Source organism: Streptomyces sp. NBC_01116 (genome assembly GCF_041435495.1).
GTDB lineage: Bacteria > Actinomycetota > Actinomycetes > Streptomycetales > Streptomycetaceae > Streptomyces.
On the sequence record NZ_CP108644.1, the window covers coordinates 19,713 to 46,053 of the forward strand.

The 26,341-nt window shown below is 68.9% G+C and carries 24 protein-coding genes and 2 pseudogenes; 12 read left to right on the forward strand and 14 right to left on the reverse strand.

The features are described 5' to 3' along the window. The first annotated feature begins 1 nt into the window (after position 1). Complete coding sequence (locus OG245_RS00050; RefSeq protein ID WP_371621471.1) at positions 2-559, forward strand: XRE family transcriptional regulator; 558 nt, start codon at positions 2-4, stop codon at positions 557-559. Positions 560-691: 132 nt separating this feature from the next. After that, on the forward strand, positions 692-4,210 hold the full coding sequence (locus OG245_RS00055) for a Helicase associated domain protein (protein ID WP_371627761.1): 3,519 nt from the start codon (positions 692-694) through the stop codon (positions 4,208-4,210). On the opposite strand, the gene OG245_RS00060 is transcribed toward OG245_RS00055, so the two are convergent. Further along, the gene (locus OG245_RS00060; RefSeq protein WP_371621472.1) at positions 4,181-4,951 is read right to left on the reverse strand and encodes a hypothetical protein; all 771 of its coding nucleotides are present in this window, start codon (positions 4,949-4,951) and stop codon (positions 4,181-4,183) included. The genes OG245_RS00055 and OG245_RS00060 overlap by 30 nt on opposite strands. Further along, on the reverse strand, positions 4,945-5,553 hold the full coding sequence (locus OG245_RS00065) for a hypothetical protein (protein ID WP_358728159.1): 609 nt from the start codon (positions 5,551-5,553) through the stop codon (positions 4,945-4,947). Before OG245_RS00065 ends, OG245_RS00060 begins: the two co-directional genes overlap by 7 nt. A 188-nt stretch (positions 5,554-5,741) precedes the next feature. Here OG245_RS00065 and OG245_RS00070 point away from each other — a divergent pair, with 188 nt between their 5' ends. The 7 genes and pseudogenes from OG245_RS00070 to OG245_RS00100 all read left to right on the forward strand — a co-directional run bounded on the left by OG245_RS00070 (position 5,742) and on the right by OG245_RS00100 (position 12,665). Next, positions 5,742-7,139, forward strand: a complete 1,398-nt coding sequence (locus OG245_RS00070) for a DNA-binding protein (protein ID WP_371621473.1) — start codon at positions 5,742-5,744, stop codon at positions 7,137-7,139. A gap of 190 nt (positions 7,140-7,329) precedes the next feature. Next, on the forward strand, positions 7,330-8,067 hold the full coding sequence (locus OG245_RS00075) for a TnsA-like heteromeric transposase endonuclease subunit (RefSeq protein ID WP_371627762.1): 738 nt from the start codon (positions 7,330-7,332) through the stop codon (positions 8,065-8,067). Then, positions 8,064-10,178 (forward strand): Mu transposase C-terminal domain-containing protein, encoded by a 2,115-nt coding sequence (locus OG245_RS00080; protein WP_371621474.1) that lies wholly within the window; start codon positions 8,064-8,066, stop codon positions 10,176-10,178. The genes OG245_RS00075 and OG245_RS00080 overlap by 4 nt, the downstream gene beginning before the upstream one ends. Further along, positions 10,172-11,215, forward strand: a complete 1,044-nt coding sequence (locus OG245_RS00085) for a TniB family NTP-binding protein (RefSeq protein WP_371621475.1) — start codon at positions 10,172-10,174, stop codon at positions 11,213-11,215. Before OG245_RS00080 ends, OG245_RS00085 begins: the two co-directional genes overlap by 7 nt. Positions 11,216-11,443: 228 nt before the next feature. Then, a pseudogene (locus OG245_RS00090) lies at positions 11,444-11,731 on the forward strand (ATP/GTP-binding protein); the annotation flags it as partial. 101 nt (positions 11,732-11,832) lie between these two features. Next, on the forward strand, positions 11,833-12,417 hold the full coding sequence (locus tag OG245_RS00095; protein ID WP_371621476.1) for a TniQ family protein: 585 nt from the start codon (positions 11,833-11,835) through the stop codon (positions 12,415-12,417). 74 nt (positions 12,418-12,491) lie between these two features. Beyond that, on the forward strand, positions 12,492-12,665 hold the full coding sequence (locus OG245_RS00100; protein ID WP_371621477.1) for a hypothetical protein: 174 nt from the start codon (positions 12,492-12,494) through the stop codon (positions 12,663-12,665). 786 nt (positions 12,666-13,451) lie between these two features. Here the strand turns inward: OG245_RS00100 and OG245_RS00105 are convergent. From OG245_RS00105 to OG245_RS00120, 4 genes are all read right to left on the reverse strand, one after another. Further along, positions 13,452-13,628: a hypothetical protein gene (locus tag OG245_RS00105; protein WP_371621478.1), complete on the reverse strand. Its 177-nt coding sequence runs from the start codon at positions 13,626-13,628 to the stop codon at positions 13,452-13,454. A 294-nt stretch (positions 13,629-13,922) separates the two neighbouring features. After that, the gene (locus OG245_RS00110) at positions 13,923-14,474 is read right to left on the reverse strand and encodes an EF-hand domain-containing protein (protein ID WP_371621479.1); all 552 of its coding nucleotides are present in this window, start codon (positions 14,472-14,474) and stop codon (positions 13,923-13,925) included. 583 nt (positions 14,475-15,057) lie between these two features. Then, positions 15,058-15,939, reverse strand: a complete 882-nt coding sequence (locus OG245_RS00115; protein ID WP_371621480.1) for a hypothetical protein — start codon at positions 15,937-15,939, stop codon at positions 15,058-15,060. A gap of 10 nt (positions 15,940-15,949) precedes the next feature. Continuing rightward, entirely contained in the window at positions 15,950-16,513 is a 564-nt protein-coding gene (locus OG245_RS00120; protein WP_371621481.1) for a papain-like cysteine protease family protein, read from the reverse strand. A gap of 441 nt (positions 16,514-16,954) precedes the next feature. Between OG245_RS00120 and OG245_RS00125 the strand changes: the two genes are divergently transcribed. Together OG245_RS00125 and OG245_RS00130 are read left to right on the forward strand one after the other, a co-directional pair. Further along, complete coding sequence (locus OG245_RS00125; protein WP_371621482.1) at positions 16,955-17,302, forward strand: hypothetical protein; 348 nt, start codon at positions 16,955-16,957, stop codon at positions 17,300-17,302. Between the two features lie 652 nt (positions 17,303-17,954). Next, a complete protein-coding gene (locus tag OG245_RS00130; protein WP_371621483.1) occupies positions 17,955-18,842 on the forward strand; it encodes a pentapeptide repeat-containing protein in 888 nt (295 codons plus the stop codon). Between the two features lie 38 nt (positions 18,843-18,880). On the opposite strand, the gene OG245_RS00135 is transcribed toward OG245_RS00130, so the two are convergent. Next, entirely contained in the window at positions 18,881-19,294 is a 414-nt protein-coding gene (locus tag OG245_RS00135) for a hypothetical protein (RefSeq protein ID WP_371621484.1), read from the reverse strand. On the opposite strand from OG245_RS00135, the gene OG245_RS00140 reads away from it, so the two are divergent. Then, a complete protein-coding gene (locus tag OG245_RS00140) occupies positions 19,289-19,696 on the forward strand; it encodes a hypothetical protein (protein WP_371621485.1) in 408 nt (135 codons plus the stop codon). The genes OG245_RS00135 and OG245_RS00140 overlap by 6 nt on opposite strands. 280 nt (positions 19,697-19,976) lie before the next feature. On the opposite strand, the gene OG245_RS00145 is transcribed toward OG245_RS00140, so the two are convergent. The 7 genes and pseudogenes from OG245_RS00145 to OG245_RS00175 all read right to left on the reverse strand — a co-directional run bounded on the left by OG245_RS00145 (position 19,977) and on the right by OG245_RS00175 (position 25,894). After that, on the reverse strand, positions 19,977-20,204 hold the full coding sequence (locus tag OG245_RS00145) for a hypothetical protein (protein ID WP_371621486.1): 228 nt from the start codon (positions 20,202-20,204) through the stop codon (positions 19,977-19,979). A 61-nt stretch (positions 20,205-20,265) separates the two neighbouring features. Then, positions 20,266-20,651, reverse strand: a pseudogene (locus OG245_RS00150) (Ku protein); the annotation flags it as partial. 384 nt (positions 20,652-21,035) lie between these two features. Next, a complete protein-coding gene (locus OG245_RS00155; RefSeq protein WP_371621487.1) occupies positions 21,036-22,028 on the reverse strand; it encodes a hypothetical protein in 993 nt (330 codons plus the stop codon). Then, entirely contained in the window at positions 22,025-22,531 is a 507-nt protein-coding gene (locus OG245_RS00160) for a hypothetical protein (protein ID WP_371621488.1), read from the reverse strand. The genes OG245_RS00155 and OG245_RS00160 overlap by 4 nt, the downstream gene beginning before the upstream one ends. A 39-nt stretch (positions 22,532-22,570) precedes the next feature. Continuing rightward, positions 22,571-22,957 carry a hypothetical protein gene (locus OG245_RS00165; protein ID WP_371621489.1) on the reverse strand — a complete coding sequence of 129 codons (387 nt, stop codon included), beginning with the start codon at positions 22,955-22,957 and terminating at the stop codon, positions 22,571-22,573. Between the two features lie 119 nt (positions 22,958-23,076). Continuing rightward, complete coding sequence (locus OG245_RS00170; protein WP_371621490.1) at positions 23,077-23,487, reverse strand: hypothetical protein; 411 nt, start codon at positions 23,485-23,487, stop codon at positions 23,077-23,079. 133 nt (positions 23,488-23,620) lie between these two features. Then, positions 23,621-25,894, reverse strand: a complete 2,274-nt coding sequence (locus tag OG245_RS00175) for a hypothetical protein (protein ID WP_371621491.1) — start codon at positions 25,892-25,894, stop codon at positions 23,621-23,623. Between the last annotated feature and the right edge of the window lie 447 nt (positions 25,895-26,341).

The window sequence follows — 26,341 nt, forward strand, 5'->3', positions numbered from 1 at the left end:
CGTGGGGGAGATCGAGGACGCCATCGAGCGTGCCGACCGCGAGAGCTTCACCAAGGACCCGCCCAAGACCCTCAAGGGCCAGATCGGCTACCTGCTCAAGCAGATGGGCAGCGCCAAGGCCGTCGCGGCGGAGCTCGGCGTCACCGCCGACTCCGTCAACCGCTACCGGCGCGGCGCCCGCAAGCACGCCCGCGCCGACGTCGCCGCGAAGATCGATGACGCCGTACGGCAGCGCTGGCAGCCCATGGTCCGCAAGCGTCGGCAGAAGCAAGCCGCCGCCACAGGCGGGATCACCGTGGAAACCCGGGCCCGGTTCGGCTACACCGCGCCGGTCGGCACCACCGACGACGGACGATTCCGGCGACTCACCGTGCACCTCCCCGCGACGTACGCACAACGCCTCTTCGACGCCCGTGAATCCGGAGTCAGCGAGCAGGAGATGCGCGGCATCATCGCCGAAGGCTTCAAAGAGATCTACTTCCAAGACGGCGGAGACCGAGCGGCAGGTCTCTCCGACGTCACCCTCAACGACATCGACTACCTCGACCTCGACTACTGACCGGACACCGGCCGCGGGCCCGGCACTGCCTGTTGTGGTCGGGTAGCCGGATCACACTGTTGAGCCGAAGCACGATAGCTGTCACAAGCGACGGGGGTGGGGAAGCTGTTGCTGGCCGCGGGCGCCTTTCGGGTGGCTCCTCTGCAAGGTGAGATGACGCTGTCGTTCCTGGAGCGGATCGCGGACAGGTACGGCCTGTCAGTGCGGAGTCTGCTGTCGTCGGTTACCGAAGTGGCCGGCCGCCAAGGCGTGGCCGGGGCTCTGCAGGGCGACAGTGAGGTGTTCTTGAACGCTGCGGCCCGGGACCGGGTCGCAGCGCTGTCTCGGGTGCCGCAGGTGGATCTAGGCCGCGCGTTGCCAGCCTGGATGCGAGAGGAGCCGCTGGGCCCCTCGAAAGAGAGGCCGACGGCGCGGCTCCACAACGGGGTGGAGACGGTTGCTGCCTGGGGTCCGGCGTGCCCGGGCTGTGTGGCTGCGCGGACCGGTCGCGTTGCACCGGCCCGGGTGTACCTGGCGGCGCACCAACGAGTCTGCCTACGCCACCGGTACTGGTTGATGAGCGTGCCTGGCAGCGGGGGCCGTGTCGTCGAGCTGGCCGGATGCCCGGAGGTGGTCCAGGCCCAGGAGGATCACCGGAAGCTGCTGCGCCGCTCCCCCGTCGCTGGTTCGGCGTTCGAGGTCGCTGAGGCGGTCACAGCCTGGTGGTGGGCCCAGCAGTGGCCTGAGGAGCACCTGTGGCCGATGCGGCTGGATGCGGCCATGCCCGCGGGCGAGGATCCGCAGCGGTGGCGGATCCTGGGGCGGGATCTGGTCACCTATCCCGAGGCCGTCGCCCTCGCAACGCTTCTGGCCAGCCCGGCCTGGCGGCTCCGTGTCGCTGCTGGCGGTGGTGGTCACCTGCCCTACCGGTTAGCTGATGTGCCCTGCGTGCCCTGCGAGCTAGGCCATCGCTTGTGGCGGCCGTGGCTCACCGAGCGTCTTGCCGCCTGTACCCACGGACCGCTGTTTGCCTGGGCGTACCAGTGCATCCGTACCAAGGGCGGCGGTGTAGACGACGAACAGCGGCTGTGGCAGGTCCCCTTGGCGTTCCGGCCCCGGCCTCTCGCCGACGCTCTGGCGGGTTACCAGCATCGGCAGACCGCAGGCACAGAGGGCCTGCCGGCTCAGAAACGGCTTCGGGGCCACAGCGTGCACGCCGAGAGCGCCTTCGCCACCGGCCTGGCCCACGCGCGCACCTACGCCGCCCAGCACGGCCACCTCGCCACCCAACGCGACACCCGCGTCGGCTCCTTCGCCCTGGGAAAATGGGTGCACAACCAGCAGACCCATGCCCTGGCCCTGCCGGAAGAGAAGGCCGCCGCCCTGAAGGATGTGGATCCGTGGTGGAACATCCCCTGGTCGGTGAAGTGGCAGCGCTCCTACTACCGCGCCCGCGATCACGCCAGGCGCCACGGCCCCCTCACCGCCGCCGATGGCTTCCCCGCCACCCACGTGCTGACTGGGGAGTGGCTGTATCTGCAGTGCACCGACTACGACTCACTCCATCCTGAGCAGCGCCGTCTGCTGGCCGTCATCGGCATCACGGCCCAGGCGGCCGCCAGCGCACGCCCACGCCGAACGAGCCGGACAGCGGGCATCGATACGGCTCTTGTCCGTGCGCGCGCCTTCGTCGCCGAGCACGGATGCCTTGCTCTGGCCACCAAGAACATCTCTTACCAGGGATTTCCGCTGGGGCAGTGGCTCAATGCCCAGCGTTCCCTCGGTCGCCGTCAGGACGAAGCCGGCCCGCACCTGCAGGTACTCGACGAGATCGACGTGTGGTGGAACCCGCCGTGGCCCTTGGCGTGGCAGCGGACCTGGCACCGGATCCGCGCTCATGTCCGAGACCGGCGCCAGGCGGCTGCGGGAGGGCACTGGCCGGACGGCAGTGACGGCTGGGCCACGTGGCTGTCTGTACAGTGCATCGGCTACAAGCAGTTGCGTCCGCCGCAGCAGCATCTGCTGGCGGAGATCGGCATCACCGCCGAAACCGCCGCTGTTCGCCCCCACGAGGTCATCGCGCAGCTCTGCGGTACGGCCCCCGGGCTGGCCCACGCGCGCACCTACGCCGCCCAGCACGGCCACCTCGCCATTCCCCGGAGTGCGTATTGCGAGGGGTTTCCGTTGGGCCGGTGGCTGAGCGAACAGCGCCGCAAGGCGCGGGAGCACCATCGCGGTACGGGCGGTACGTGGCCAGTCAGTACGCTCCTGGCGGCGCTCGACCCCTGGTGGAGTCCGACCTGGTCCTTGGAGTGGCAACGCAATTGGAGTCGCGTGCGGAAGCGGTCAGAGTCCGCGTACGCAGTCGACGACGGCGGTAGTACGAGCATTGCGGACCTTGAGGAGGAGCTGGCCGGCTGGCTGAGGCGTCAGTGCGCCGGCTACGGCACGCTCCACCCCGAACAGCATCATCTGCTGGCCAGGATCGGCATCACCGCCGAAACAGCCCGCGCCGCCCAGCCACCGGCTCCCTCCACCGAGCCCGATCTTTTGGACACCGCGCTCGCACACGCCCGCACTTACGCCGCCCGATACGGCCACATCGCCGCTCCCACCAGCACCATCCTCAACGGGTTCCGGTTGGGAAAGTGGCTGGCTTGGCAACGACGGCGCGCCCATCAGGGGCGCCTCTCCTCTGCCCGGGCCAAAGCCCTGGCCATGATCGATCCGTGGTGGAATCCGGCCTGGCCCCTGCAGTGGCAGCAGGCCTACCACCGCCTGTGCACGGCAGCTGCGGGTGCCGACGGCGTAACGCCCACGAACCACCCCCGAGGCCTTTACCGCTGGATCCGTGTCCAGCAGGAGTCCTGGGAGCATCTCCACCCCGGCCAGCAGGATCTCCTGACCGCCCTCGGCATCACACCCCACACTCCTGTAGGCGAACGCCCCGCCCCGGCCACACGCTCCTACCCCGTCAGCCCCGGACTCGACCACGCACGCGCCTACGCCGTCCAGCACGGCCACCTCACCCCGGACAAACACACCCGACAAGACGGCTTCCCCCTCGGCACATGGCTGAGCCGCCAACGCCGCAACGCTCGCGCCGGCACCCTCTCCGCCACCACCGCAGCCGCCCTCGCCAGCCTGGACCCGTGGTGGAACCCGCCCTGGCCCTATACCTGGCACCGCACCTACCAGCAATACCGCACCGCGATCAACGGAAGCACGCCCCTCCCCGACGCACTCCACCGCTGGATCGCCCAGCAACGCGCCCGCTGGCACACCCTCCACCCCCACCAACAACACCTCCTCACCCACAGCGCTGATTCGACTGACCACAGCACGCGCTTCTGGGACTCCGTAGCTAGCCCTACTCGGCCTGCTGCACGCTCACAGCACGCCGTGGCCACTCAGCCTGCAGAAGCCGAGCCAGCGGAAAGGGCAGCCGGATGTGGAAACCCCGCGCGGAGGCGGCGTCCCGTCATGCCGGCAGCTACGGCCCGGCCTCCTCACGGCTGCGGCTGCTCCCGAGCCCGGTCACGGTGTGAGACTGCGGGAGGGTGTGATGGATGCCTGTTGCCCAACTGCGGGCATAGGTCACGACGTGGAATCCGCCGGTGTGGTAACCGCTACTGCGGATCGTCACCTCTGTTTCGGAGAGCTCGACAGTGAGACTGCGTCGCGCGCCCCACGGGCCCACCAGATAGTGGTTGCCCGCCACGGCAATGTAGCCGTCCGTGTCTGGGACGGCTCTGCCCTGGCATCGGGTGGCGAGTAGTGCCAGAGCGCGGCGAGGAAGGCTGACATCCGGTCGGCGACGTCGGTGGTCATGCGTGCGGTGAGGGCGTCGACAGCATCGCGGGTGGGAACGCGTTCTCCCGCGCGGGCGGCTTCCGCTCCCTGGACGACCGTATTCAGGAATTCCTCGGTGGCCGGTCTGTCGAGGGTGCCGCGGCCGCCTTCGAGGACGGAGCGAGACACCAGCTGAGGGATGCCGGGAGAGTCGTCGGCCGGCTGGAGGGCGCCGAGCGCGGAAGCGTCGAGGAGGAGCGACGTGCTGCTGCCGGGTAGCGGGGGGAGGTCTCCTCGTTGCCGCGTGGAGGGCAGTTGACCGAGCGCGAGAAGCACCGGCCGGTCTGCACGGGGAAGACGTTGCAGGTCGTCCTCGAGTTCGCGCTGGTCCGATGTGGTGCGCAGGTAGATGAACCGGCGGGGTGTGCGGGGTCTGCCGGGCCATTCCAGGACCATGTCGGGGACGTGGGTGTGGTTGAAGAATTCGGTTTTGGTGACGGTGGCGCCGGGGTCCATGCGGCGCAGGTGCCGGGCGACGATGTCCTTGACCTGGGTGAACATCATCCGGTCGTCGGGCTCGTCCATGGCCTGGGCAATCGACTGTTCGACGAGGTTCACCACGAGCCCTCTCTGCGGGTGAGTTCGGCGGCGACGATGGCTGCCCAGTCCTTGAGCGGCAGGAGGGTTTCCTGCTTGTCCGAAAGGACGATCAGCCACAGGCGTGCGGCGACCGACTGGGCGAGTTCGCTGTCCAGGATTTTTCGGGCTTCCGCGGGGTCGCTGGTGCCGAAAACGCGGCTGCTGTGCTGAAGGACTGCGCTCTCCACCTGGTCAGGTGAGTTGAGGGTGGACCAGGAGTTCGCCCGGAACGGTGCCCAGGTGATCCACATGAAGTGGTCGCTGAGATGGTGCTGGGCCTGGGCGGCGACATAGCACTTGGCGAGGAACTCGTCGAACTGCGTGCCCTGGTCGCTGGGTTGGGCGTAGTTCTTGACCTCGGCGCAGAACATGTCGTTCTGGTAGGGATCGCCGCGCATGGCGCCGCCCAGATCGAAGGAGAAGGTCCGACCTCCGTACGGCCAGGCGAGGGTCAGCCGACGGCCGCAGGACTCCGAGTCCGTGTTCGCGTACGCACCGAAGATGCGCATCGTGCCCTCGAGCCACTGCTTGGCTCTTCGAGCCCCCGAGAAGCCCTTCACCTGAGCGTCTTCACCAACCACCACAGGCGTAGCTTAGTGCGATCGGATCATCACGGTGTGCTCGAACGGGCTAATCTCCCGTCGCGTTGCGGCCGTTGGCTTCAGGAAGGGGCAGCTGCGGCCCTGAGGAAGTGAGCCAAGGACGGCCGCAGGATGGAAGGAACTGCCGCGAAGACGCCCTCCTTGATCGGCGGACACGAGACCGTGGTGGAGTGATCCTTCCTCCCGGCCTTCTGCGTACCGCTCCCCTGCACGGAGAGACGACGTCGTCGCTGATCTGCCGCATCGCCGGCCGCTACGGTCTCGAAGCAACGGCGTTGCGGTCCTGCTGGAAGTGGCGCAGCCACCAGCCTCGGCACGACGGAGGGGGCGCGCGGGCAGACGCCGAGGTGTTGTTGAACACGGCGGGGCGGCGGCTCCTGGCAGGCCTGTGCGGCGTCGAGGACGGTGTGCTGGCGCGGGCGTTGCCGTCCTGGGGGCGGGAGGATGCCAGGCTGCCGGCCGCGGATGCCGGGGAGCCGGTGGCGGCGTGGCGGATCGGTGGTGCGGTTGCCGGGCCGGTGGCGTTCGGCTGTCGTCTGTGCACGGCCCGGCGTACGGGGGCGGCTGGGCGGTCGGTGCTGTACGCCTCGCGGTGGGACCGTGTGTGTGTCCGGCACGGGCGGTGGCTCCTTGATGCGGATGCCGACCAGCCTCACGAGTATCTGGACGTGCGGCGTCTGCCGGAGGTGGGCGCGGCGCAGCGGCGGTGGGCGGGGGTGGTGCGGCGTGCGGTGCGGGCGGGGGCCGAGCCGGAGAGGGTGTTCGCGCTGGCGCAGGCGGTGGTGGCCCGGTGGTGGGAGCAGGCGCTGCATTGGGAGCGGGAGAAGGTCTGGCCGTGGCGGTTGCATCGGGTCGCGGGCGGTGATGCCGGGGGTGATCTGGAGTGGTGGCGGATCGTGGGGCGGGACGCGGTGGTCTTTCCCGAGGTGGTGGCCGTAGCCGACGCATTGCTGGATCCGGGCATGGCCGAGCTGGTGTGGGTGGACAGCGGTGCCGGGCGGCCGCAAGCGTTGCCCGTCGACGGGTTGTTCTGCCGTCGGCTCGGTGAGCGGGTAGGCCGGGGCTGGCTGGGGCCGCTGGTTGCGGCGGATCATGGCGGTCCGCTGATCGCGTGGATGGGCAGCGTGATCCGGCTGCGCCGCGGGGCCGGTGGGCCTCCCGGATATGACAACGACCCCTGGTGGCTGCGCCGGGAGCATCAGCCGGTGACGATGGCGGGGCAGTTGCGGGTGCTGGGCAAGGAGAAGAAGGCACCCGGTTCGGGGACGATGTGGCGGGCGGTGGTGCCGGCCGAGCAGCGGATGCGGATCGGCAGTCTCATCGGCAGTGCCGAGGAGCAGTTGCTGCAGCTGCGCGGCGTGCAGAGCGGGCCGACCGCCGAGGTCGCCCGGCAGCTGCTGCAAGGCCTCGGTCACAGTGCCGGTCTGGTCGAGGCGGCCTGGAAGCGGACCGCGGTGGCGGCGGTGAACGGCGGGGTGCCGTTGGAGGAGGTGGCCCGGTGGGCGGATATGTCCCCCGGGACACTGAGAAGGATGCTGACGGCAGGCGGGCAGGAAGAGGACGGCTGAGATCAAGGTGGGCCCGGGCGCATCGCCTGTTAGCTGATACAGCACTCGTTTGTGGCAGAAACCCTGAAAACGACGATGCTTGTCGGCGGGAGCGGCTTGGCTGACGCGGGTGATCAGCACAGGAGAGGCCGCCCGGCCCGGGGGCCGGGCGAGGCGAGTGGCCGTGGATCGTGGGAGCGGGTTCGAGGCGATGTTCCTCGATCCGGTGGGGCAGCCGGTTCAGCAGCGGTGGGCGGATGCCGCCATGACCGTGGGATTCGAGGAGTTGCGACCGGTGTCGGCGTTCCCGGTGATCCCGGGGCGCCGCTGGGGGCCGGGTCTGTGGTGGTCGGCAACCACCGGGCGGCACGTGGCCGCGGGTTCGAACGCGATGCGTACCCAGCTGATGGTCCTGGACCGCGACCCCGATGTGACCGGGCTCGCGGGGCGTCCGGTACGCGTGTTGTGGCGCGAGGAGCGGGGCCGGGTGCGTTCCTGGGTGCCGCAGCTGTTCGCCCGGTACCGCGACGGCACGGGTCTGCTGGCCGACTGCCCCAGCCACCCGGAGGCCGGCGGCGACCGGGCGGTGAAGGCCGCCGAAGCGGTGAGCGCGGCGTGTGAGGAGATCGGCTGGACCTACCGGCGCCTTGCGCCGCTCGACGACGTCCGGGCCGCCAATCTGAAATGGCTGGCCGGCTACCGCCACCCCCGCAACGCCGGCCGCACCGGCCTCATGCCCGCGGTGGTGGAGGCGTTCGCGCGGCCGCGGCCGCTGATCGAAGGTGCCGAAGCGGCCGGTGACCCGATCGAGGTCCTGCCGGTGGTCTTCCACGCCGTGTGGCACGGGCGGGTGACGGCAGCCCTGGAGGCGCCGCTGCATGAACGTGTCCTGGTCGGTCCTGCGGGCTGGAGTGGCCCGGGGCCGGGCATGGCGGGAGGGGCTCGGTGACCGCGCGGCGCAATGCCCGGCCATCGGTGAAGGTCGGGGCGCAGGTCCGGTTCCGCGGTGTGAAGTGGCAGGTGGTCGCCCTGTCCGGGCAGACCATTCACCTCGTCGGCCCGGGCGGCGGTGGCGAGGCGGTGCTCGCCGGGTACCTGTTCGCCGATCCCGGCTTCAGCGTCATCGGGGCCGATGTGCCGCAGGCGGTCCCGCAGTGGGGGCTGTTCGAGACCGCCCCCGCCGCGGCGCGGGAGAAGGCTCTGGCCTGGCAGCGGCACGTGAGGGAAGTCGAATGCGGCCTTGCCGGCGGGCCCGGCAGTGCTGGAGCGGTGCGGGAGCAGTACGACCCAGAGCGGCACACGCTGGCCGAGCGGGAGCAGGCCAAGGCCGAGGAGCTGACCGCGCTCGGGTTCGGCCGTATCTCGCGCACCACGGTGCAGCGCATGCGGCTCGCTTATCGCAAGCAGGGACTGTGGGGGCTCTTGGACCACCGCACCACTCGTGCCTCCAGCCCTACCGGGCGGTCCGACGAACGGGTCGTCGCCGCCGTCCGTGAAGCGCTGCGCCGTCGGCGCGGGCGCTCCAAAGGCACCATCAACGGCCTGTTCCCGCTCATCAACCAGATCCTCGAAGATCAGCATGGCCCCGGCGCGGTGCCCGTGCCGTCCCAGGCGACGCTGTACCGGCTCGTCACCTCCCTCGCCCGCCCCGGCGAACTGCCCAGTGGTCCGGTGCGGCAGGTGCCCGCGAGTGTCGAGGGGCGGGCCTTCGCCCCTGCCACGGCGCTGCGGCCGGGCGAGCAGGTCCAGATCGACACCACCCGCCTGGATGTCCTGGCCCTCTTCGACGACGGGCGCCTGGCCCGGCCCGAGCTGACCATCGCCGTCGACGTCGCCACCCGCGCCATCCTGGCCGCCGTGCTGTGCCCCAGCGCGACCAAAGCCGTCGACGCGGCCCTGCTGCTCGCGGAGATGGCGGTCCCGCACCCGGCCAGGCCAACCTGGCCGGACATCCTGCGCATGGACCACGCCCGCGCACTCCCCCACCAGCGGCTGGTCACGCTGGATGAGCGTCTTGCCGGTGCGGCGGCCCGGCCGGTCGTCCTGCCCGAGACGATCGTCGTCGACCGTGGCAAAGTCTTCGTCTCCGTCGCGTTCACCGCCGCCTGCGAGAGCCTCGGCATCAGTGTCCAGCCGGCCCCGCCCCGCGCCCCCACCGCGAAGGGCATCGTCGAGCGCACCTTCGGCTCCATCAACGCCCTGTTCTGCCAGCACCTGCCCGGCTACACCGGCTCCGACGTCACCCGCCGCGGCCCCGACACCGAGAAAGACGCCTGCTACAGCGTCGCCCAGCTGCAGGACCTCCTCGATGAGTGGCTGGTGCACTACCACCACCGGCCCCACGAAGGGCTGCGCCACCCGATGATGCCCAGGAAGGCACTCACGCCGAACGAGATGTGGGCCGCGCTCGTCGCCGTCGCCGCCTATGTGCCCGTCCCGTTGACCGGGCGCGACTACCTCGAACTGCTCCCCGTGCGCTGGCAGGCCATCACCCCCGGCGGCATCACCATCCACCACCGCACCTACGACGCGGACCTCCTCGCCCCGCACCGCGGCCAGGCATCCCCCGTCGCCGGCCGCGGCGGGAAATGGGAGATCCACTACAACCCCCACGACGTGCGCCAGATCTGGGTCCGCCTCCCCGACGGTGAACTCACCGAGATTCCGTGGATCCACCGCGACCACGTCCACCGGCCCTTCGACGAACGCACCTGGCAGCACATCCGCACCCAGGCCGTTGACGGCAACCACAGCGACGCCGAGCAGCACGAAGCCGGCCTCGCCGACGCCCTCGACCAGCTCATGCGCCGCGTCCACAGCGGCCACGCCACCACAACAGAGCAGGCACTCCTCGCCCGCACCGCTCACCTCCCGCTCCCCGAAGCCCGCGATGAGGACCACCGCACCGAAGCACCCGCCGACAACTTGGCGCAGCAAGGCAACGAAGGCAACGACGACTGCATCGACGACCTCGATGACCTGCCCGACGACGACGTCAGCCCTGCCCCGGCCGCCGGATTCGGGCTCTACAACGCGCACGAGGAAGCCGACAAGTGGTGAACCCGAGCCCGCCAAACGCGAGCAGCACACCAGCCGGCGACAGCGGCGGGGCCGAATTGTCCTGGCCGCTGACCACCTGGCAGGGCTGGCACCGCTTCGCCACCGCCGACCCCGTCGTCCCTCCCCGGCCCGGCGACCGGCCCCGCAGTACGGAGGAACGCCTGGCCTACCACTCCAGCTTCGTCACCATCCGCACCCCCGCCATCCACACCCTGGCCACCCAAGTCCGCACCCTGATGATCCTCGGACGCCATCAGCAGACCACCGCACGGCCCTCACTGATCGTCACCGGACCCGCCGCAGCCGGGAAAACCACCGCCCTCCTGAACGTCGGACGTACCTGCCACCTCGCCCACACACGCAAAAACCCACCGCCACCGGGATCAGCACACGCCGCGGTACCCGTCGCGTATGTTCTGGTCCCGCCCGGCGCCACCGCGAAAACCCTCATCACCGAATTCGCCCGCTACCTCGGCATCCCCGTAACCGCGCGCATGACCCAGACCCAGATCACCGAAGCCGTCTGCCACACCTACACCCAAGCCGGCATCCAGCTGGTGATGATCGACGAGATCCACCGCCTCAACCCCCGCACCACCACCGGCGCCCAAACCGCCGACCTTCTGAAAGACCTCAGCGAACGCCTCCCCGCGACATTCGTCTACGCCGGCATCAACGTCACCGACACCCCCCTGTTCACCGGCACCCGCGGCGCCCAACTCGCCGGACGCGCCACCCTCGTCGACTGCGGCCCCCTCTCCGCCCGCCACGGCAAGCGTGAACCCTTCCGCGACGTCATCACCGACATCGAAAACCACCTCGACCTCCAGCAGCACAAACCCGGCACCCTCCCCCGCCACACCCCCTACCTCCACCAGCGCACCGCAGGCCGCATCGGATCCCTCACCCGACTCATCCGCCAAGCCGCCATCACCGCCATCCACGACGGCACCGAACGCATCACCAAAACCACCCTCGACACCATCCGCCTCGACCACCTCGCCGAAACCCAACACCGCCCGCGCCGAGGCCGATAGGCACACCTGGCAGCCAGGCAAAAGGCTCTGACCAGCACAAACACCAATCGGGCCTTTACACGCTAGAACTACCTACAACACACCCAGCTGCCCTCAGCGCAGAACACATAACCCCAGCTCAGATACGCCGACCCAGCTGCCAAGACCGCCAATCCCACCTCTCAGCGAACCAGCAACACCCCAGACCAGCCGCCCCGCCGCACACCAACAAACCCCCCTCCCAGCGTTAACGAAGAGCCCTTCCGCGATCTCATCACCGCGATGGAAAGCGCGCTCGACCTGCGCCACCACCGGCCCGGGACCCTCCCCAAGCTGGCTCCCTACTTGCACGAGCGCACCGCCGGCCGCCTCGGCAGCCTCGCCCGCCTCATCCGCCAGGCCGCCATCACCGCCCTCATCGACGGCACCGAACGGATCACCAAAACCACCCTCGACGCGATCCGCCTCGACCACCTCGCCGAACAGCACCACCGCCCCTACACGCGGCCGCGAAGCCGGAGTACCAGCACCTCGTGAGCCGGTCAAACGTCACAACCCGCGCCGCAACAGGGACCGGCGCCGCACGGCGCATCGTCGTCGCGGGGGCCTGGCTTCGAGTCCCGTCAGCCGCACCGGGCGTGCTCCGTGTACGGCCGCTGCGGGGCGAAGCAACCGCCTCCTACACTCAGCGTCTCGCTGATGCCTACTGGCTGACGCTGCCCCAGCTCCTCGACGGCGCTGGCATCGCCCTTCACGGCCACGGTGCCCCACCCGCGGCTGAACTCCACCTCAGCCGCAACGCGGCCCAGCACTTCGCCGTCCTGACCAGCACCCCACTCCCCCACCTGACGCGCGCCCTGCCCTGCCTCGCCGCCAACGACGACGCCCACGCCACCGGGGCGGCCGCACGCTGGAAGCGGCTCGAGTCCGCACAGCAGCCCGTCCGCGCCTGCACCCTGTGCACCCGCCACCGCAGCGACGGCGCCACCGATACCGCATGGGTGCAAGCGGCGCCGCAACGGCTGGTGTGCCCACGGCATCAGCAAGCCGCTCCCGACCGCCGACTCACCTCCACCGTCCACACCCAAGGGGTGCCCGAACTCGCCGCCGCGCACCACAGCCACCAGCGCCTCCTACAGCACCCACGTGCCGACACCGCCTGGACCGCAGCACACGCCATCACCACCAGCAACACATCACCCACCGCTGGCACACCCGCCTGACCCGGCTTTGCGCGACCAACCCCCACCTGACCACCACGGGCAACGCCTCCCCAGCCCTGCTGACCCGCGACCTGGTGACCTATCCCGAAACCGTTGCCCTCGCCCGCATACTCGCCACTCTGCCGAACCGGCCACATCGCACCACCGACGACGCCCTCAGCCTCATCGCCCACCGACTCGGCCTGTCCCGCCTGGCCAGCAACGCGAACGATCCCCTCCGCGTCTTCCTCACCCACACACGCCACTGACCAGCATCGTCCGGAACCCCAACCCTCCAGAGAACGCAGCCGCCTATAGACGCACCACCACATTTACGAGAAACCCAAGATCAATCCCACACAACTACCGGACCACAGGCCAAGCGCCCGAACAACCAAACCGAACACGCCAGCAAGCCACGCCCATCACGCCCGAACACAGCAGCTTCAGCCGTCCTGAGTCCCACCCCAAAGACGGGACACCAGACCAACGCAGTCCAACCCCCTGAAGATCACCGATCCGTCACAACCAACTCGCGGATCCGCTGCTCGTCAGCGTCGCTGGCGGAGAGAGTGGAGTTCATGGTGTCCATGGGGGCAAAACTAGAACCTCGACCTCGGTTGAGGTCAACTCCTCTCGCTGACCGCGCTGTCGCCAGGTGCACATGGCGCAAGGGCGAGAACCTTCACGCGTACGCATCCCGGGAGGCCCTGGTGCCTTCCGGTGGCGCCGGAGGGCACCGGGCTCCTGGCCGGTTCAGGGCATGCGGGTGGCTACTGCTGCTGGCGGGCGGTGTGTTCCTGGTCTATGGCGCGTTGCAGGTGCCACAACGTGACCGCAGAGAGCAGGCCGCCGAGCCGGGCGGCCCCCCGCAGGAGGACGGCGAGTTCGGTGATGCCGGGGCTTTCGGGGGAACTGGCCGGGTAGCTGGCCGCCGCTACCCAGCCGTTCGATGGTCGGCTGAGCCATGCACGGCAGGGTCAGCCGGGAGCAGTACGGAGCTTCTTAGGGGTCATAGCTGGGATCAGGTACCACCTTCATGGCAGTGAGCCAGCTCAGGCGTCTTCTCCGGGATCCAGGAAGACCGGGGTGCCGCGCCCCTGTTCGTCCCTTCTCCGTGTCAGCCGGTCCCAGTCCCGGCCCATCGCGGACGCGAGGGACAGGTACCCGCGGTCCTGGAGTCCGCGGTCGGCGGCGTCCAGGCCGGCGGCCGTGAAGAAGTCGCGGACCACGCCTGACTCCTGGAGGAGGCTGATGTGCCAGCCGCCACCGGAGGCCGGGTAAGCAACCGCGTACCAGGGCGCCGGAGTGCCCGCACCGCCTCCAGCACCTCCAGCCCCCAAGACGCTGCGGGCTCGGGCAGGGCGGGCACGGACGCGGGTGGGAGCGCGGGTACGGGTGCGGCAGGGAGGGGCGGGCCGGGCACGGTGGGCGCGGGCGGGGCGGGTAAGCGGCTCATGATCGGGAACCTAGCAGTGCGCCAGCGGCCTGGTCAGAGGGCTTTCGGACGGTTCGGGGTGTGGTGGTCAGGCGGAGCCAAAGAAGAGGCTGCCCGGGGCGTCCGGGTCGTTCAGCAGGAAGTACTGGTGGATCGCCCGGAGGAACTCCGGGCGGGAGACCGCGTCGTCGCCGTTGGTGTCCAGTGTCCTGAACGCCTGCAGGGCTTCGGCTTCTTCCAGGTCCCACACGTCGGTCAGGAAGCGGGTGTACTCCTCCCGGCTGATCTCGTTGTCGCCGTTGACGTCGATCACGTCGAAGAGCACGTGGCCGAGCCCGTCGGCCACGTTCAGCCGGCTCGTATCAGCGCTCGCCAGACGGACAGCGGCGACGTACTGGTCCCTGCTCAGCCGGTCCCCCTGAACACCGGCGTGGCGCAGCAGCTCCAGCCAGTAGGACTGGAAGAAGGCGTGCAGGGCGCGGGCCCGGCGGTCATCGGGGCCCAGGTGGTAGGCGTTGAGGTAGCGGTCGGCAAGCCTTTGGTAGTCCGACCAGTCGAGGTGACCGTCACGGTCGCTGTCCAGGGCGGCGAAGGAGCGGCCCACCTTCGTGGCGATGATGTCGGGTGCGGCGGTGCCCATGGCGGTGGTCCTCTGCGAAGAGTTGGAACAGCGGGTAAGGATCATCGTCACGTGCCGGACAGTGCGGTATCGGGCAGACGGGCCCTGTGTCACCCCTTCAGACGTATGGCACTCACCGCACCCACCGGTCATGGCACCGGGGGCGGGGCCTTCGGTCACCGGAACGTCTCTACCGGGCCGGGAAGGAGCACGGCAGGAGGGACAGGATGAGGGTGCCCCATCCGTCGGCCCCGCCGAGGAATGATCCGGTGACGTCCATGGACGCGTTGCGGAAGCTGGACGGTGGGTGGGTCGCTGTGACGTGAATGCCGGGCGCCTGTGTGAACGGGCGCCTCCATGCCAGCCCGCTGTCTTCGGGGCCGGCACCCACGGGAGCAGCATGGTCACCAAGTGACGGCCATGAGCACGACGGCTGGGCTGCATGGGCAGGGACAACCGTGGCCATCATGGCTGACGCCCACCTGATGCCTCCGCCGCGCCCGTTCACAGCCGGACAGCCACGCGCCCGTTCACAGCCGGACAGCCACGCGCTCGGTCCCGGCTAGCTGGCGGGACCGAGCGTAGTAGCGGTCCGGGGTTGGGCTCAGTGGGTGCTTGCGCGGCGGCGCCGGCGGAGCACGACGGCTCCGCCCGCGAGGACGAGTGCCGCGCTGGAACTGCTGGCAAGAAGCAGGGTGGAGGACGGGGTGTCGTCCTGCGTCTGATGGAGGTTGTAGCCGCTGGAGTAGCCGGTGGTGTCGTACTCCGAGCCGGGCAGTTTGTCGGCGTAGCGGTCCTTGACCAGTTTCTGGTAGTCGCCGAGTGACACCGATGCCTGGCCGCCGAGTCCTTGCCGGGCCTGGTCGTTGAGGGGCTCCACGGTGGTGAGTTTGAGCTGGTACCAGCCGCGGATCTGCGGTTCGGTGAAGACCAGTGTGCCCAGGGTGGCTTTGCTGGCGTATGCGGCGTCGTGGTCGCCGTCGCGCACGGCTGCCAGGTGCCAGCCACCGCCCTGGGTGGGGGCGAGCATGACGGTGGCGTTGCGGCCGTTGACGGTGGCGCTGAGCGAGGACACCAGCTGTGTCAGCTTGATCGCGTCGGTGGGCAGTGGCTTTGCGGTGCCCGCGACGAACTCGGGGGTGATCTCGTTCAGTGCCACCGGGTCTTTGATCGTGAAGGCTGGGAGGCCCTGGCAGGGCTCGGCTGTTTCGGGAATCGTCTGCACCGGCCCGTCGGCGCCGTCGGTGGGTACCGGAGTGCGCAGGAAGTTGCAGACGGTGTTGCGGACCTCGGTTGACTTCACCGCGTCGAGGGCGGCCTGGTAGTCAGGGATGTCGGCGGGGAGAGGGTCCTTGGCGGGGGCTGAGTGTGCCGGACCGGCGACGGAAAGCAGCGCGGACGCACTCACGGCGATAAGGAGGGACAGGCGGGAGGAGCGAGAGGCTGCCCGCCTGCTGGACTTCTTGGTTCCGCTGGTGTCGCTCATGTCGCCTGCCTTAGCGGGAGATACCGATGCGGGAGTGGGTCCACTTGGAGGAGCCGTTGCTCACGTAGTCGTTGTAGTTCCACCACGTGTACGTGGTGGTGTCCGGCCACGGGTCGGCCACGGCGATCCTGTTGTTCGACGTGTCGAAGCCGTAGACCACGTTCATGTGGCCGCCTCCGGACGTCCACCCGATGCGGGCACCGATCGGCCGGGCCGCCTTGACGTCGGTGTACACCTGGTCGAACGTGGCAGCGCTGCTCAGGCCGGAGCCGGTGTGGGTCATGCCCAGGCTGCTCCAGCCCTTGGCCATGTCACCGAGCGTGGCGGGCTGGTTGTTGCAACCGTATTGGGGCTGGGCCCGGTCGCAGAAGTCCGTCTGTGTGGAGCCGAAGCCCTGGAACTTGGCGATGGTCAGCCCGGAGGCGACCCAGCACCACTGGGTCTTCTCCTGCTTCAGCATGCTGATGTTGTCCTGGCCCGCTTCGGCGTGGGCTGTGCCTCCCGCGGTCGCGAGCGATCCCAAGGCGGCCAGCGCGATGGCCGACGCCGTGGCTCTGTACCTGAACCTGCCCATTTTCCTGCCTTCCCCTGATGGGTACAACGAGATGAGCGGGGCAATCCGTTACGAATATGACAACTCACCATATCTTCACCGCATAGGAGACTTGCAGGAGATTACTCCCTATTGATTATTTTTCGGCAAATGATCAGAGTCGGCACTTACGGCTCGCGGCTCTCTGCCAAAGCGAGGTGTGATGCTCACAACCTGCCGGCCCTCGGCGAATTCCAGGCGCCCCGCGCGTGGACACGGCAGCACCGGAGGGAAACCTGCGCGGAGTTGCTGGGAGCGAGGACCGGGTGCCGTACCGGGGCAGCACACTAGGGTCCGTCTGCCGTCCCCGCTGGGTTCACCGTCATCCCTCGGGGCAAGTCCGGCTACTACGGGCTCGTCGGCCCCGGTCTCACCGAGGGCGTCGACGAGGAGAAGCTGACGGCCGACGCGCTATGGGAGGCGGTGACCGGCAAGCCGGGCACCCAGACCTGGTTCAAGAGCGTGCACATCACCTGCCGCAGCCCGGAGGCCGAGGCTGCCCGTAAGACGGAGAACGAGCGGATCTACGCTCCACGGCGCGAGCGCGCTGAGAAGGCGAAGACGGAGAAGGCCACCCCCAAGCAGGTGGAGTACCTGACCACGCTCGCGGAGAAGGTCGGCAAGGAGCGGTTCGACGCCGAGTTCGCCAAGGTGATCAAGGGCAGCGACATCGAGCCCCGCACTCCCCGGCAACACTGCGCGACGGCCGCCAAGCGGCTGACCAAGGCGAGGGCCCGCCAGCTGATCACCGCTCTGCTCGGCCACGCATAGTCCAGCCTCTTCGCCCGGCCGTGCCCGCTGGGCCTCATGGGATGCCAGGTTGGGGACATGACGACGAATGAGTACGGCAAGTGGATCCCGTTCCCCTTTATGGGTCCGCCGTGCCCCGAATGTGACCGCCTCCCGCAGTTCCCTCCGGGCGAGTTGAACGACGATCAGACGGTGGAGACTCGCGCGTGCCCAGAAGACGGGTGCAAAGGATCGATCGAGACAACCCCGTACTTCACGGCACCCCCGGGTGAAGCCACCACCGACTTCAGCGACTGAGTTTCAGTTGGTGCCCGCCTCCCAAAGCGGGCACCAGCCCCACTCTCCAATCCGTTCACCCGGGGAGGGGGAAACGGTCGAATTCCTGACACATCAACACATGTCAGCACCACCCGGACCTGCTGCAACCACAGGCTTCTGTCTCTGGTCTTCATCGTCATGACAGCCAGCCGAAGGCCGCGGTCCTCACCGAGCGAACAGAAGTTGCGGCTGATGAAGCCGGGGTGGGCTTTCAGCCTCACGTTCGGCACCGCGGTGCTGGTCTCGGGCGGCATCTTCTACGGCCTGGTGGTGCTGCTCGACTTCAAGGAGATCGACTCAACCGCGAAGCTCGACGCGAAGACGCTCTTCGATCTGGTGAAGCTCTCCTTCGGCGTTGTGGCCGGGGCCGGCCGGGGCCGGCGCGCTCGTCGCACTGGTCGTCGCCTACCGCCGCCAGCGCGTCGACGAGACCGGCGCCCACCGCGAAGCTACCCGCCTCCACACCGAACGCTTCTCCCAGGCCGTCGACAAACTCGGCTCCGACTCACCGGCCGTCCGACTCGGTGGCGTCCACGCCTTGGCCGGTCTCGCTGACGACGCCCCCACCCAAGACCTACGTCAGACCTGCATCGACGTCCTGTGCGGCTACCTTCAGCTGCCATTCACACCCGACCCCGGCGAAGACCCGGCCCATCAGGAGGAACACCACCGCTACCTGGCTTTCCGCAAGGTCCGGCATACCATCCTGCGCCTCATCGGTGACCACTACCGACGCCCTCAAGGAACCCACCGCTCCTGGCAGGGCTCCGACCTCGACCTCACCGGCGTCACCATCGACAGCGACATGGACTTCGCCGGCGCGGTGTTCTCTGACGGCAGGGTGGACTTCCGCGACGCGAGGTTCACCGGCGGCATGGTGGACTTCCACGGCGCGAGGTTCTCCAGCGGCACGGTGAAGTTCCAGGGCGCGGTGTTCTCCGGCGGCAGAATGGACTTCCGCTCCGCAACGTTCACCGGCGGCACGGTGGACTTCCACGGCGCAACGTTCACCGGCGGCACGGTGGACTTCCGCTTCGCGAGGTTCACCGACGGCACGGTGAACTTCGGTAGCGCGAGGTTCACCGGCGGCACGGTGGACTTCCACGGCGCAACGTTCACCGGCGGCATGGTGAACTTTGGCTTCGCGAGGGGGTCGGCTCCCCGAGGGCTTTTTGCTGCAGCTGGCATACCCGTCCCTGCCACGGTCGTCATCCCTTCCGCTTGGCTGCCCCCTGTTCCATAACTCCGAGGGGGCGAAATCGGTCGTTTCCGCCTCGGCAGCTACCGGCCGATGCCCTCGGTGGCGGTGTCCTCCCAGCGTTCGCCCTCGTCGACGTACTCCCAGATGACCGGGCTGTTGGCGGCCCAGCCGCCCTGCTTCCGGAGCTTCTCGGCGCGCTTGCCCCGCTTGCGGCCGGTGCTGACCAGGCCGCGGCGTGCGGAGTGCCCGGTGAGCTTCACGTCCAGGCCGGCGCGCTCGGCGGCCCGGGTGATGGCGAGGCGGCAGCCGTCGGGTCCCGGCCGCTGGGTGCCGAGGCGGCCCTTCTGGTCGACGGGCAGGAAGGCCGGGCCCGCGGTGAGGCCGGCGGCTTCCTTCCAGGCGAGCCAGCAGCGGACCGGGCAGGTGTCGGGGTTCTCTCCGTAGGCGACCGCGACGTCGCGGGGCGGGCGGCCCTTGACCGAGGGGACGTGCACCTCCAGTCCTTCGGCGACCTGGGTGATGCCCTCGGTGTCGAGCGAGGAGACCTCCTCGGAGCGCCCGGCGATGCCGAACGCCAGCGTCGCCAGCGCCCGGTCGCGCAGCCGGGCCAGTTCGGGCAGTTCCTGGGTACCGCGCCGACGGCGGGCTGCGGGCGGGCGGCGGTCGCGGTGTTCATCGCCTTCAGGTGCGCGGGGGTGGCCGCGATCGCCTTGCCGCGGCCGCGCACGGTCCGCGCCGGGTCGAGCTTCATCGGCTTGAGGGCTTCCCGGGCCGCCTTCGTCGCCTGCTTCGGGACCTCGGTGCCGTACCGGCGAGCGGTGACCGTGACGCCGGTGATGCGGCGGTCGATGGTGCTGGGCGCGGCCTTCTTCATCCCGTCCAGCCAGACCACGTAGGCGACCAGCGTGCCCTTGGTGACCGCGGTCAGCGGCAGCGCGTGGCCGGTCTGCCCGGCGAGCCAGCGGTGGAACTCGGCCCAGAGCTCCCAGTCTCGGGCATAGGAGGTACGGGTCTTCTTCGGCCGGGCATCCGCCAGGTGCTCCTCGGCGCCCTGGTCGAGCGCGGCGAGCACCGCGGCGGTCGCGCTGTCGTACGGTGCCGGGCCAGCGCCGCCGGGTGCAGGCGGGCCGACGAGCTCGGCAGTGACGTGGTCCTCATACGGCTGGAGCTGGCCGGTCATGACCGGCCCACCTCTTCGGCCGCAGCGGCGATCCGGGCGCGGAAGGCAGCCTCGCCGGTGGCGTCGTAGTGCTCAAGCGGGTTCCACCAGTAGTCCCAGTCGAAGTCTTCGCGGTGGTTGAAGGGATGTGCGGTGGCCCGCAGCTGCTGCCACTCGCGCACGATGGCCGCCTTCTCCCGCTCAGCGCGCTCGGCCGGGTCCGTCTTGAGCAGGTACTCCAGCATGACGACGGAGGTGGAGACATAGCGGCTGAGGGCTCGCATGGCGAAGGAGAGCTCGCCGGTCTCGCCGACGCAGCGCGTAGGGCTTCGCGGCGACCTGCCCGTCGGCGGCGAGGTAGTAGGAGTCGCTGATCCGCACCGGATCGATGCTGTCGGCGTCGGTGAACGCGGCGATCTCGATCGCCTTCGCCGTCGGCAACGGCATCTGCTCAAGTTCCTCGTCGGTCACCGGGACCGTCTGGTCCTTCGCGATCTCGTAGCCCTTGCCGATTTCGTCCTGGGAGACGACCTGGTCGTCGAGCTCGAAGACCTTCAGGGTCCGCACCCGGCCCATGTCCGCCAGGTGCACCCGGTGGAAGTGGACGTCGTGGTCCTCGGTCGCGGACACGACCTTCACCGGGATCGTGACCAGCCCGAAGCTGATGGCCCGGCCCACAACGGTCGCGGCATCTCTTCTACCTCCAGGCCCCCACGGCGGTGTCGGAGCGGGAAGCGGACCGGAAACACCGAAAAGGCGAGGTCACCCGTCGGGCTGAGGTGGCCCCGGGGTGCTGCCCGCACCTTTGATCCTCACGCCGGGCAGGGCCGCCCGCATCTCCACCGCGCGCCTCTGCCCGGGCACCGGGCCGGGGCCCGCACCGTTCGACAGGCAACGTCGTACTTCGTCACGGGGTAGGCGGGCCAGCTCCACCGACGGTTGTTCACCGGTACGGGTATTCGCTCCCGGGCGGCCGGGGAAGCCCCGGTCAGGTGACCCGAGTACGGCAGCATCATCAACGGAGCACTGAGAGGCCGGCGACGGCGCCCGGCGTGGGTGTCTGCTGGAAGTGCGGGTTACCAAAGGCGGAGTTCGGTGGCCAGTTCCTCCCACCACTCGTGGCGGTGTTCGTCTTCGGGGTCGGGGCTGGGGCCGAGCGCGAGGACCTGGTCGTCGACGCGGTAGGTGAGGCGGTAGAGCAGGACGCGGGTCGCGCATTCGAGCCAGCGTTCGGTTTCTCGTGCTGGTGGTGCCGGGCCGAGGACGGTGGCGAACCACGCGGGCAGGAGCAGGCGGTCGCTGACGGCATCGGTCAGTTTGCTGCGCAGCGCCAGGATGAGGCGTTGTACCGCGCGTTGGCCGGCGGCGATGGCCGGCTGTTTGTCGGCGGTGGCCGCCCGGTCCGCGGCGAGGGCTGCGGTGGACGTGCGGGCTTCAGCGGCCTGCCGGGTGAGGCCCTGTCGCTCGGTCGTCTCGCGCGCGATGACGGAGCGCAGTTTGGTGGCGGCCTTGGCGTGGGGCTGGGTGCTGTAGCGGGTGGAGAGCAGGGCGCCGGTCAGGGTGACGGCTTCCTCCCGGGTGGCCCGGTGCTGGGCCTGCGCGTTACGGAAGCGCTGGACCCGATGCTGGTGGTGGGTTCGGAGGGCGGTGGTGAGGAGGGCGTCGGCGGCGTCCCAGCCGGACTTCATGGTGGCGGCCAGGGCGTGCTGGTCCTTGGTGAAGGTGTCCAGGTCCGCCGGTGGGATGTTCCCGACGGCCATGATCTGGCCTTCCAGCAGCCGTACGTGCTGGGTGAGCCGTTTCACCGTCCGCTCCGCGGTGTCGACGCGGTCGTCGAGCTCGTCGACCCGGCCGTCGGCTTCCTCGGTCGTGGTCTCCAGGCCGGAGACGTCGTCGCGAAGGGAACGCAGCTCGTGGTCCAGGTCCTCGGTGTAGCCGAACCGGGACTTCAACCGCTCGTACGCGCCCTCGAGGTCGTCCAGACGGCTGTCGAGATCGTCTACTCGCCGGTCGGTATCGCGGACCCGCCGGTCGGTGTCCCGGAACTGGGAGTTCAGAGCGTCGCTCACTTCCCCGTCTCCTGTCCGTCCGCGGCAGCCGTTCCCACGAAGGCCCAGCCGATCAGCAGGGCGATGATGAACCAGGGCGACAGGACGCCCAGGACGATCAGGACGAGCAGCACCCCCACCGCGTGCAGGGCGACGGACGCGGTGCGGAGTGAGAGGTGGTTCTTCACGGTCGCCTTGAGCGGCCAGCCGAAGAAGGTGCCAACCAGGTGAGGCACTACCAGGGCGTACCAGCCGTTCGAGTACCCCAACAGGCGGAAGGCGAGGATCAGGGCGACCGCCACCGCGCTCTGGGCCCGCCAGGACCAGAAGATGACCGTCTCGCTACGCACCCGCTCCGGTTCGGCCAGGAGCGCCGGCATCTGCGTCTCATACGCCATCAGCGTCTGCGGACGTTCCATCAGGACGTCGAACGCCTCGTCCGGAACACCCTCGTCATGGTCCTGAGCGACGACGCGAGCATGCTGATCGGCCAGAGCACGGACCAGCTGTGCTGCCGTCCGCACCCACAGGGAGTGTGGGTGCGGACCCTTCAGGGGCGGGAATCAGCAGGTGATCGTGGTCGAGGACACGACGCTGGTTTCTACCGCGCCGCCGTACTGGTAGTCGGTGTCGATCGGCCTGTCGGTGGCGCAGATATTCCACTCCTGGGAGTAGCTACCCATCTGCACACGCAGCCGGGTGTTGCCGTTGGCCGGTGTGCTGTCCCGCAGGTGACCGAACACGCGGATGCGGCCGTCGTCCCACGGGCACATGTACAGCTTGCCGGTGAGCCCGGTGAACACCTTCTGGGTGCACGTCAGCGTCGATTCATCCGCGGCGACGGCCGATGTCGCCGCGTTCGGTGAGGCTGCGGTTGGGCTGGAGAAAGTCAGCGCGGCAGCGGTGAGGCAGGTTCCGATGGCCAGCGCGGTGGTACTGAAACGTCTCATGGGTCATGTCTTTCTCTGGGAGGAAGTACGAGGCGCCCGAGTCCCGGGCGTGGCTTGGCTTCCGGTGCCCCTCAGAGCGCGCGGGCACCGGAAGTTCGGCGTCGGTGTACGGAGCGCGCCTACTTGGCGACTTTCAGCTCGACTTCGCAGTCCATGGTCTGGCTGTACGCCTGGCCGGCCTGGCGGTAGTCGAAGCGGCACCAGCGGGCCGCTTCCTTCGGCGGTGCGGTGATCTTCAGCTTGGCCAGGTAGAAGATGTCGCTCTCCTTGCCGGCTTCTACCTTGACCGGCTTCAGCGCGTAGTTCTTCAGCTTCCCGAAGTCGGGGGTGTGCGGTCCCCCGTGATCCGCCAGCAGTGGGAGGCCACCGGTGTCCTCCAGGTGGTAGGCGCCGTATTCCAGCACCTTGATCCCGGAAGGGACGCGCTTGATGGCGACATCCGTGATCTCGATGGGCTGCGAGGAGGTGTTGTACGGCACCGGCAGGGCGAAGTACCAGATCTCGCCCACCCGCGTGTTCTCGTTGCCCACGACCCCGCTGGACTGGGTGCCCTCGCTCGCCAGCGCCGTGCCCGGCCTGCTCGCGGCCGCACCGCCTCCGCCTTGGCCTCCGGGTGAGCAGGCGGTCAGAGCCAGAGCCAGAGCGGCGAGAAGGACAAGGGCTCTAGAACGAGTAGAAGACACCGGGCTTGCCTGAGACCCTGTCATTCTTCCCCCAGATGTCATGTCTCGCGTTGCTCTTGGTGCCGGCGGTGATCCGCTGCTTGTGGTCGGTGTCGTACTGCGTCGACGCTCCCAGCTTCACGCCGAACGCGCTGACGGCACCGGACCACTTGATGCTGCGGTTCTTGCCGAGCTGGAAGTTGGATCCCCTGGCGACCCAGGCGCGGTGGCTGTGGGGCGACTTGTAGTAGCCGCCGGATCCGTCCTTGTTGCTTACGTCCTTGCCGTACTTGCCCACGGCTCCGCCGCTCGGGACCTTGTACTTACCGCCCTGGATCCGGTAGCGGATGTACGTGTCCTTGCCGTAGTTGCACTTCCACGTTTCCTTGTACTTCTTGTACTCGATCGGGACCTTCCACTGCTTGCCGTAGTTCGGGCCCTTGTTCGTGTAGCCGGTCGATGCCGAGATGGCCGAGCCGAGCGTCACCGAGCCCTCGATCGTCCAGTCGGAACCGGTCTTGACCGCGACCTCGACATTCGTGGACAGCTTGGAATCGTATTCCACCGTGGCCTTGGAATCCCAGGCAGCGTGTCCCTCGACGACCGCCGTGTATCTGATCTGCCTGTCGATGATCTTCGTCTTGGTCCTGTCGCATCCACCGTCCATGGGGCGGACCTCCATAGCCTTGGTGTCGACCCCCTTGACGATGTAGGGGTCGCCCTGCGGGAGCCCGGAGGTGTCGCTCTGGTACTCGGGCAGCGGCTGCTCACCCAGCGTGTCAACGGAGTTCCGCTCGTCCCTGGAGGCCCAACTGTGCGCAGTCTGAACCTCGTTGGGCTGCGGTGACTCCTGCATCATCGCTTCGGTGACGGGGCGGATTTTGGAGGGAGTGTCGTCCTCCGCCGCGGAGGTCACGAGGGCACGGGCAGCCGCGGGTGCGCTCGCCGGTGCCGCCATGACGAAGTCGGTGCCGCGCATGATCTGGCCGGAGGCGGTCTGGCCGTCGAGATGGGCCACGGCGTTGATGGCACCTCCGTTGGCGGTGGCGGCCTGACTCACATCCGCGGGAAGCGTGGCGGGGAGGGAGACCTTCCAAGTGCCGTCCGCCGCGGTCACGGCTGTGCCCAGCGTGGTCAGCTCCTCCTCTACGGTGCTCTCGCTCGTGATGTCGATGGCCTCGACCCTGACCGGCAGCCCGGCGGCCGGGCTGCCGTTCCCCAGGGTGAACCTGCCGGTGAACTCCGCAGGATTCTGCGGCGCGGGGTCGGGTGATGCGTCCGTCACCGCCTGAGGAGCCGGCTCCTCAGGCGGCGCGCTCCCGAAGATGGGCTTGGCATCGGCGGGAGGGCTTGCGAGGCAGGAGGCGATGTCGGCGTGGACGTCACCGTGGAAGCCACTGCCCACATCGCCGTTGGCGAGTTCCGTCAAGCCAGATCCTGTGTAACTCCTGGCGACACCCGAGTGGTCGGGGGTGGCGCCCACCGTGTAGGTGGTGCCGGGTCCGGGGCTCCAGCCGGTGAGGGTCTTGGTGCCGACGCCCGAGACGACCACGGTGGCGGCGCTGAAGGGCGCGGCGCCCGCGGCCTCGCTGTAGGTCCACTGCCTGACCTCGCCGAGCCGGTCGGCGATACCGCGCTTGAGCGTATAGATCGTGGAACCCTGGGCCCATACGTCGTTCGCGCCGTCCATGGCGATCACGGCGTCGTTCGTGGCGGCGACGGTTTTGACCTTGGTGATGGCTCCGGTCCCGGAGGCGGGGTCGGCGACGGAGAAGATGTCCAGCGAACCGGTGTAGCTCAGGGCGAAGATCCGGTCCGCGCCGCCCGACACGATGGTCGCGTAGTTGTTCCAGCCGCCGCCGTAGTCGCGCACCGAGGTCAGGAGGCTTCCGCCGGTCGCGGTGTTGTCCTTGTAGGTCTTCAGCGCGCCCTCGCCGGTGACCACGTAGATGATGCCGTGGCCGCCGGTGAAGAACCTGCTGTGCGTGTCGAGCGGTGTGCTCACACCCGTGTCGTGAAGCGCGCCGATGGCATTGCCGGTCAGCGGGTCCCAGTCAAGGAACTTCCGCAGCACCCCCTCGTCGCCACTCACGTCGTGGACATAGGTGGCGATTCCGCTGGCACAGGCCTGTGCCGTCACACCCTCGCGCGCCCCCTCGACCGCTCGCGTGGGAGCGTCCGCGAAAGCGGTCGGCACGGTGAGAGTGGTCGCGAGGAGGGCTGAAGCGCAGGCGGCGCTCAGCGCGAGGCGACGAGGCGAAGATGCCTTGGGCATCTTTCTTCGGTACCAGGGATTCACTATGATGGCCTTTCGGTTCAACGGAGCGGGTCCTGGCGCATATCGATGGCCTGGAAACCAGTGCGCCGGCCCCGCTTCTCCGAACGCTTTCCGGAGGTACCGAGACATTAGCCGCCCGTTTCTTCGCCCTGCCAGGGCGTTACCGGTGTATGGCTGAACTCCCCCGCGGCGACGAAACAGACAAGTCGCAAGAAGCCGACATACCCTAATGGGGCAACCCGGAATTGCCTATACCAATGGGAAGCCGGGCCAGAACCGGGAAAGGCTGATACCGGGTACCTCGGAACCTCAAGTTCCCCCTAAGGATTCCGACAGAACGGCTTCAGTCGGGCCTGTCCGCCGCTCCCGGAGTGCCGCTCCCCGCCCTGGCGGCACCCTGTCGGCACGCACGAGCCGGTGAAACGTCGAAGAGCGGGCAGGAGG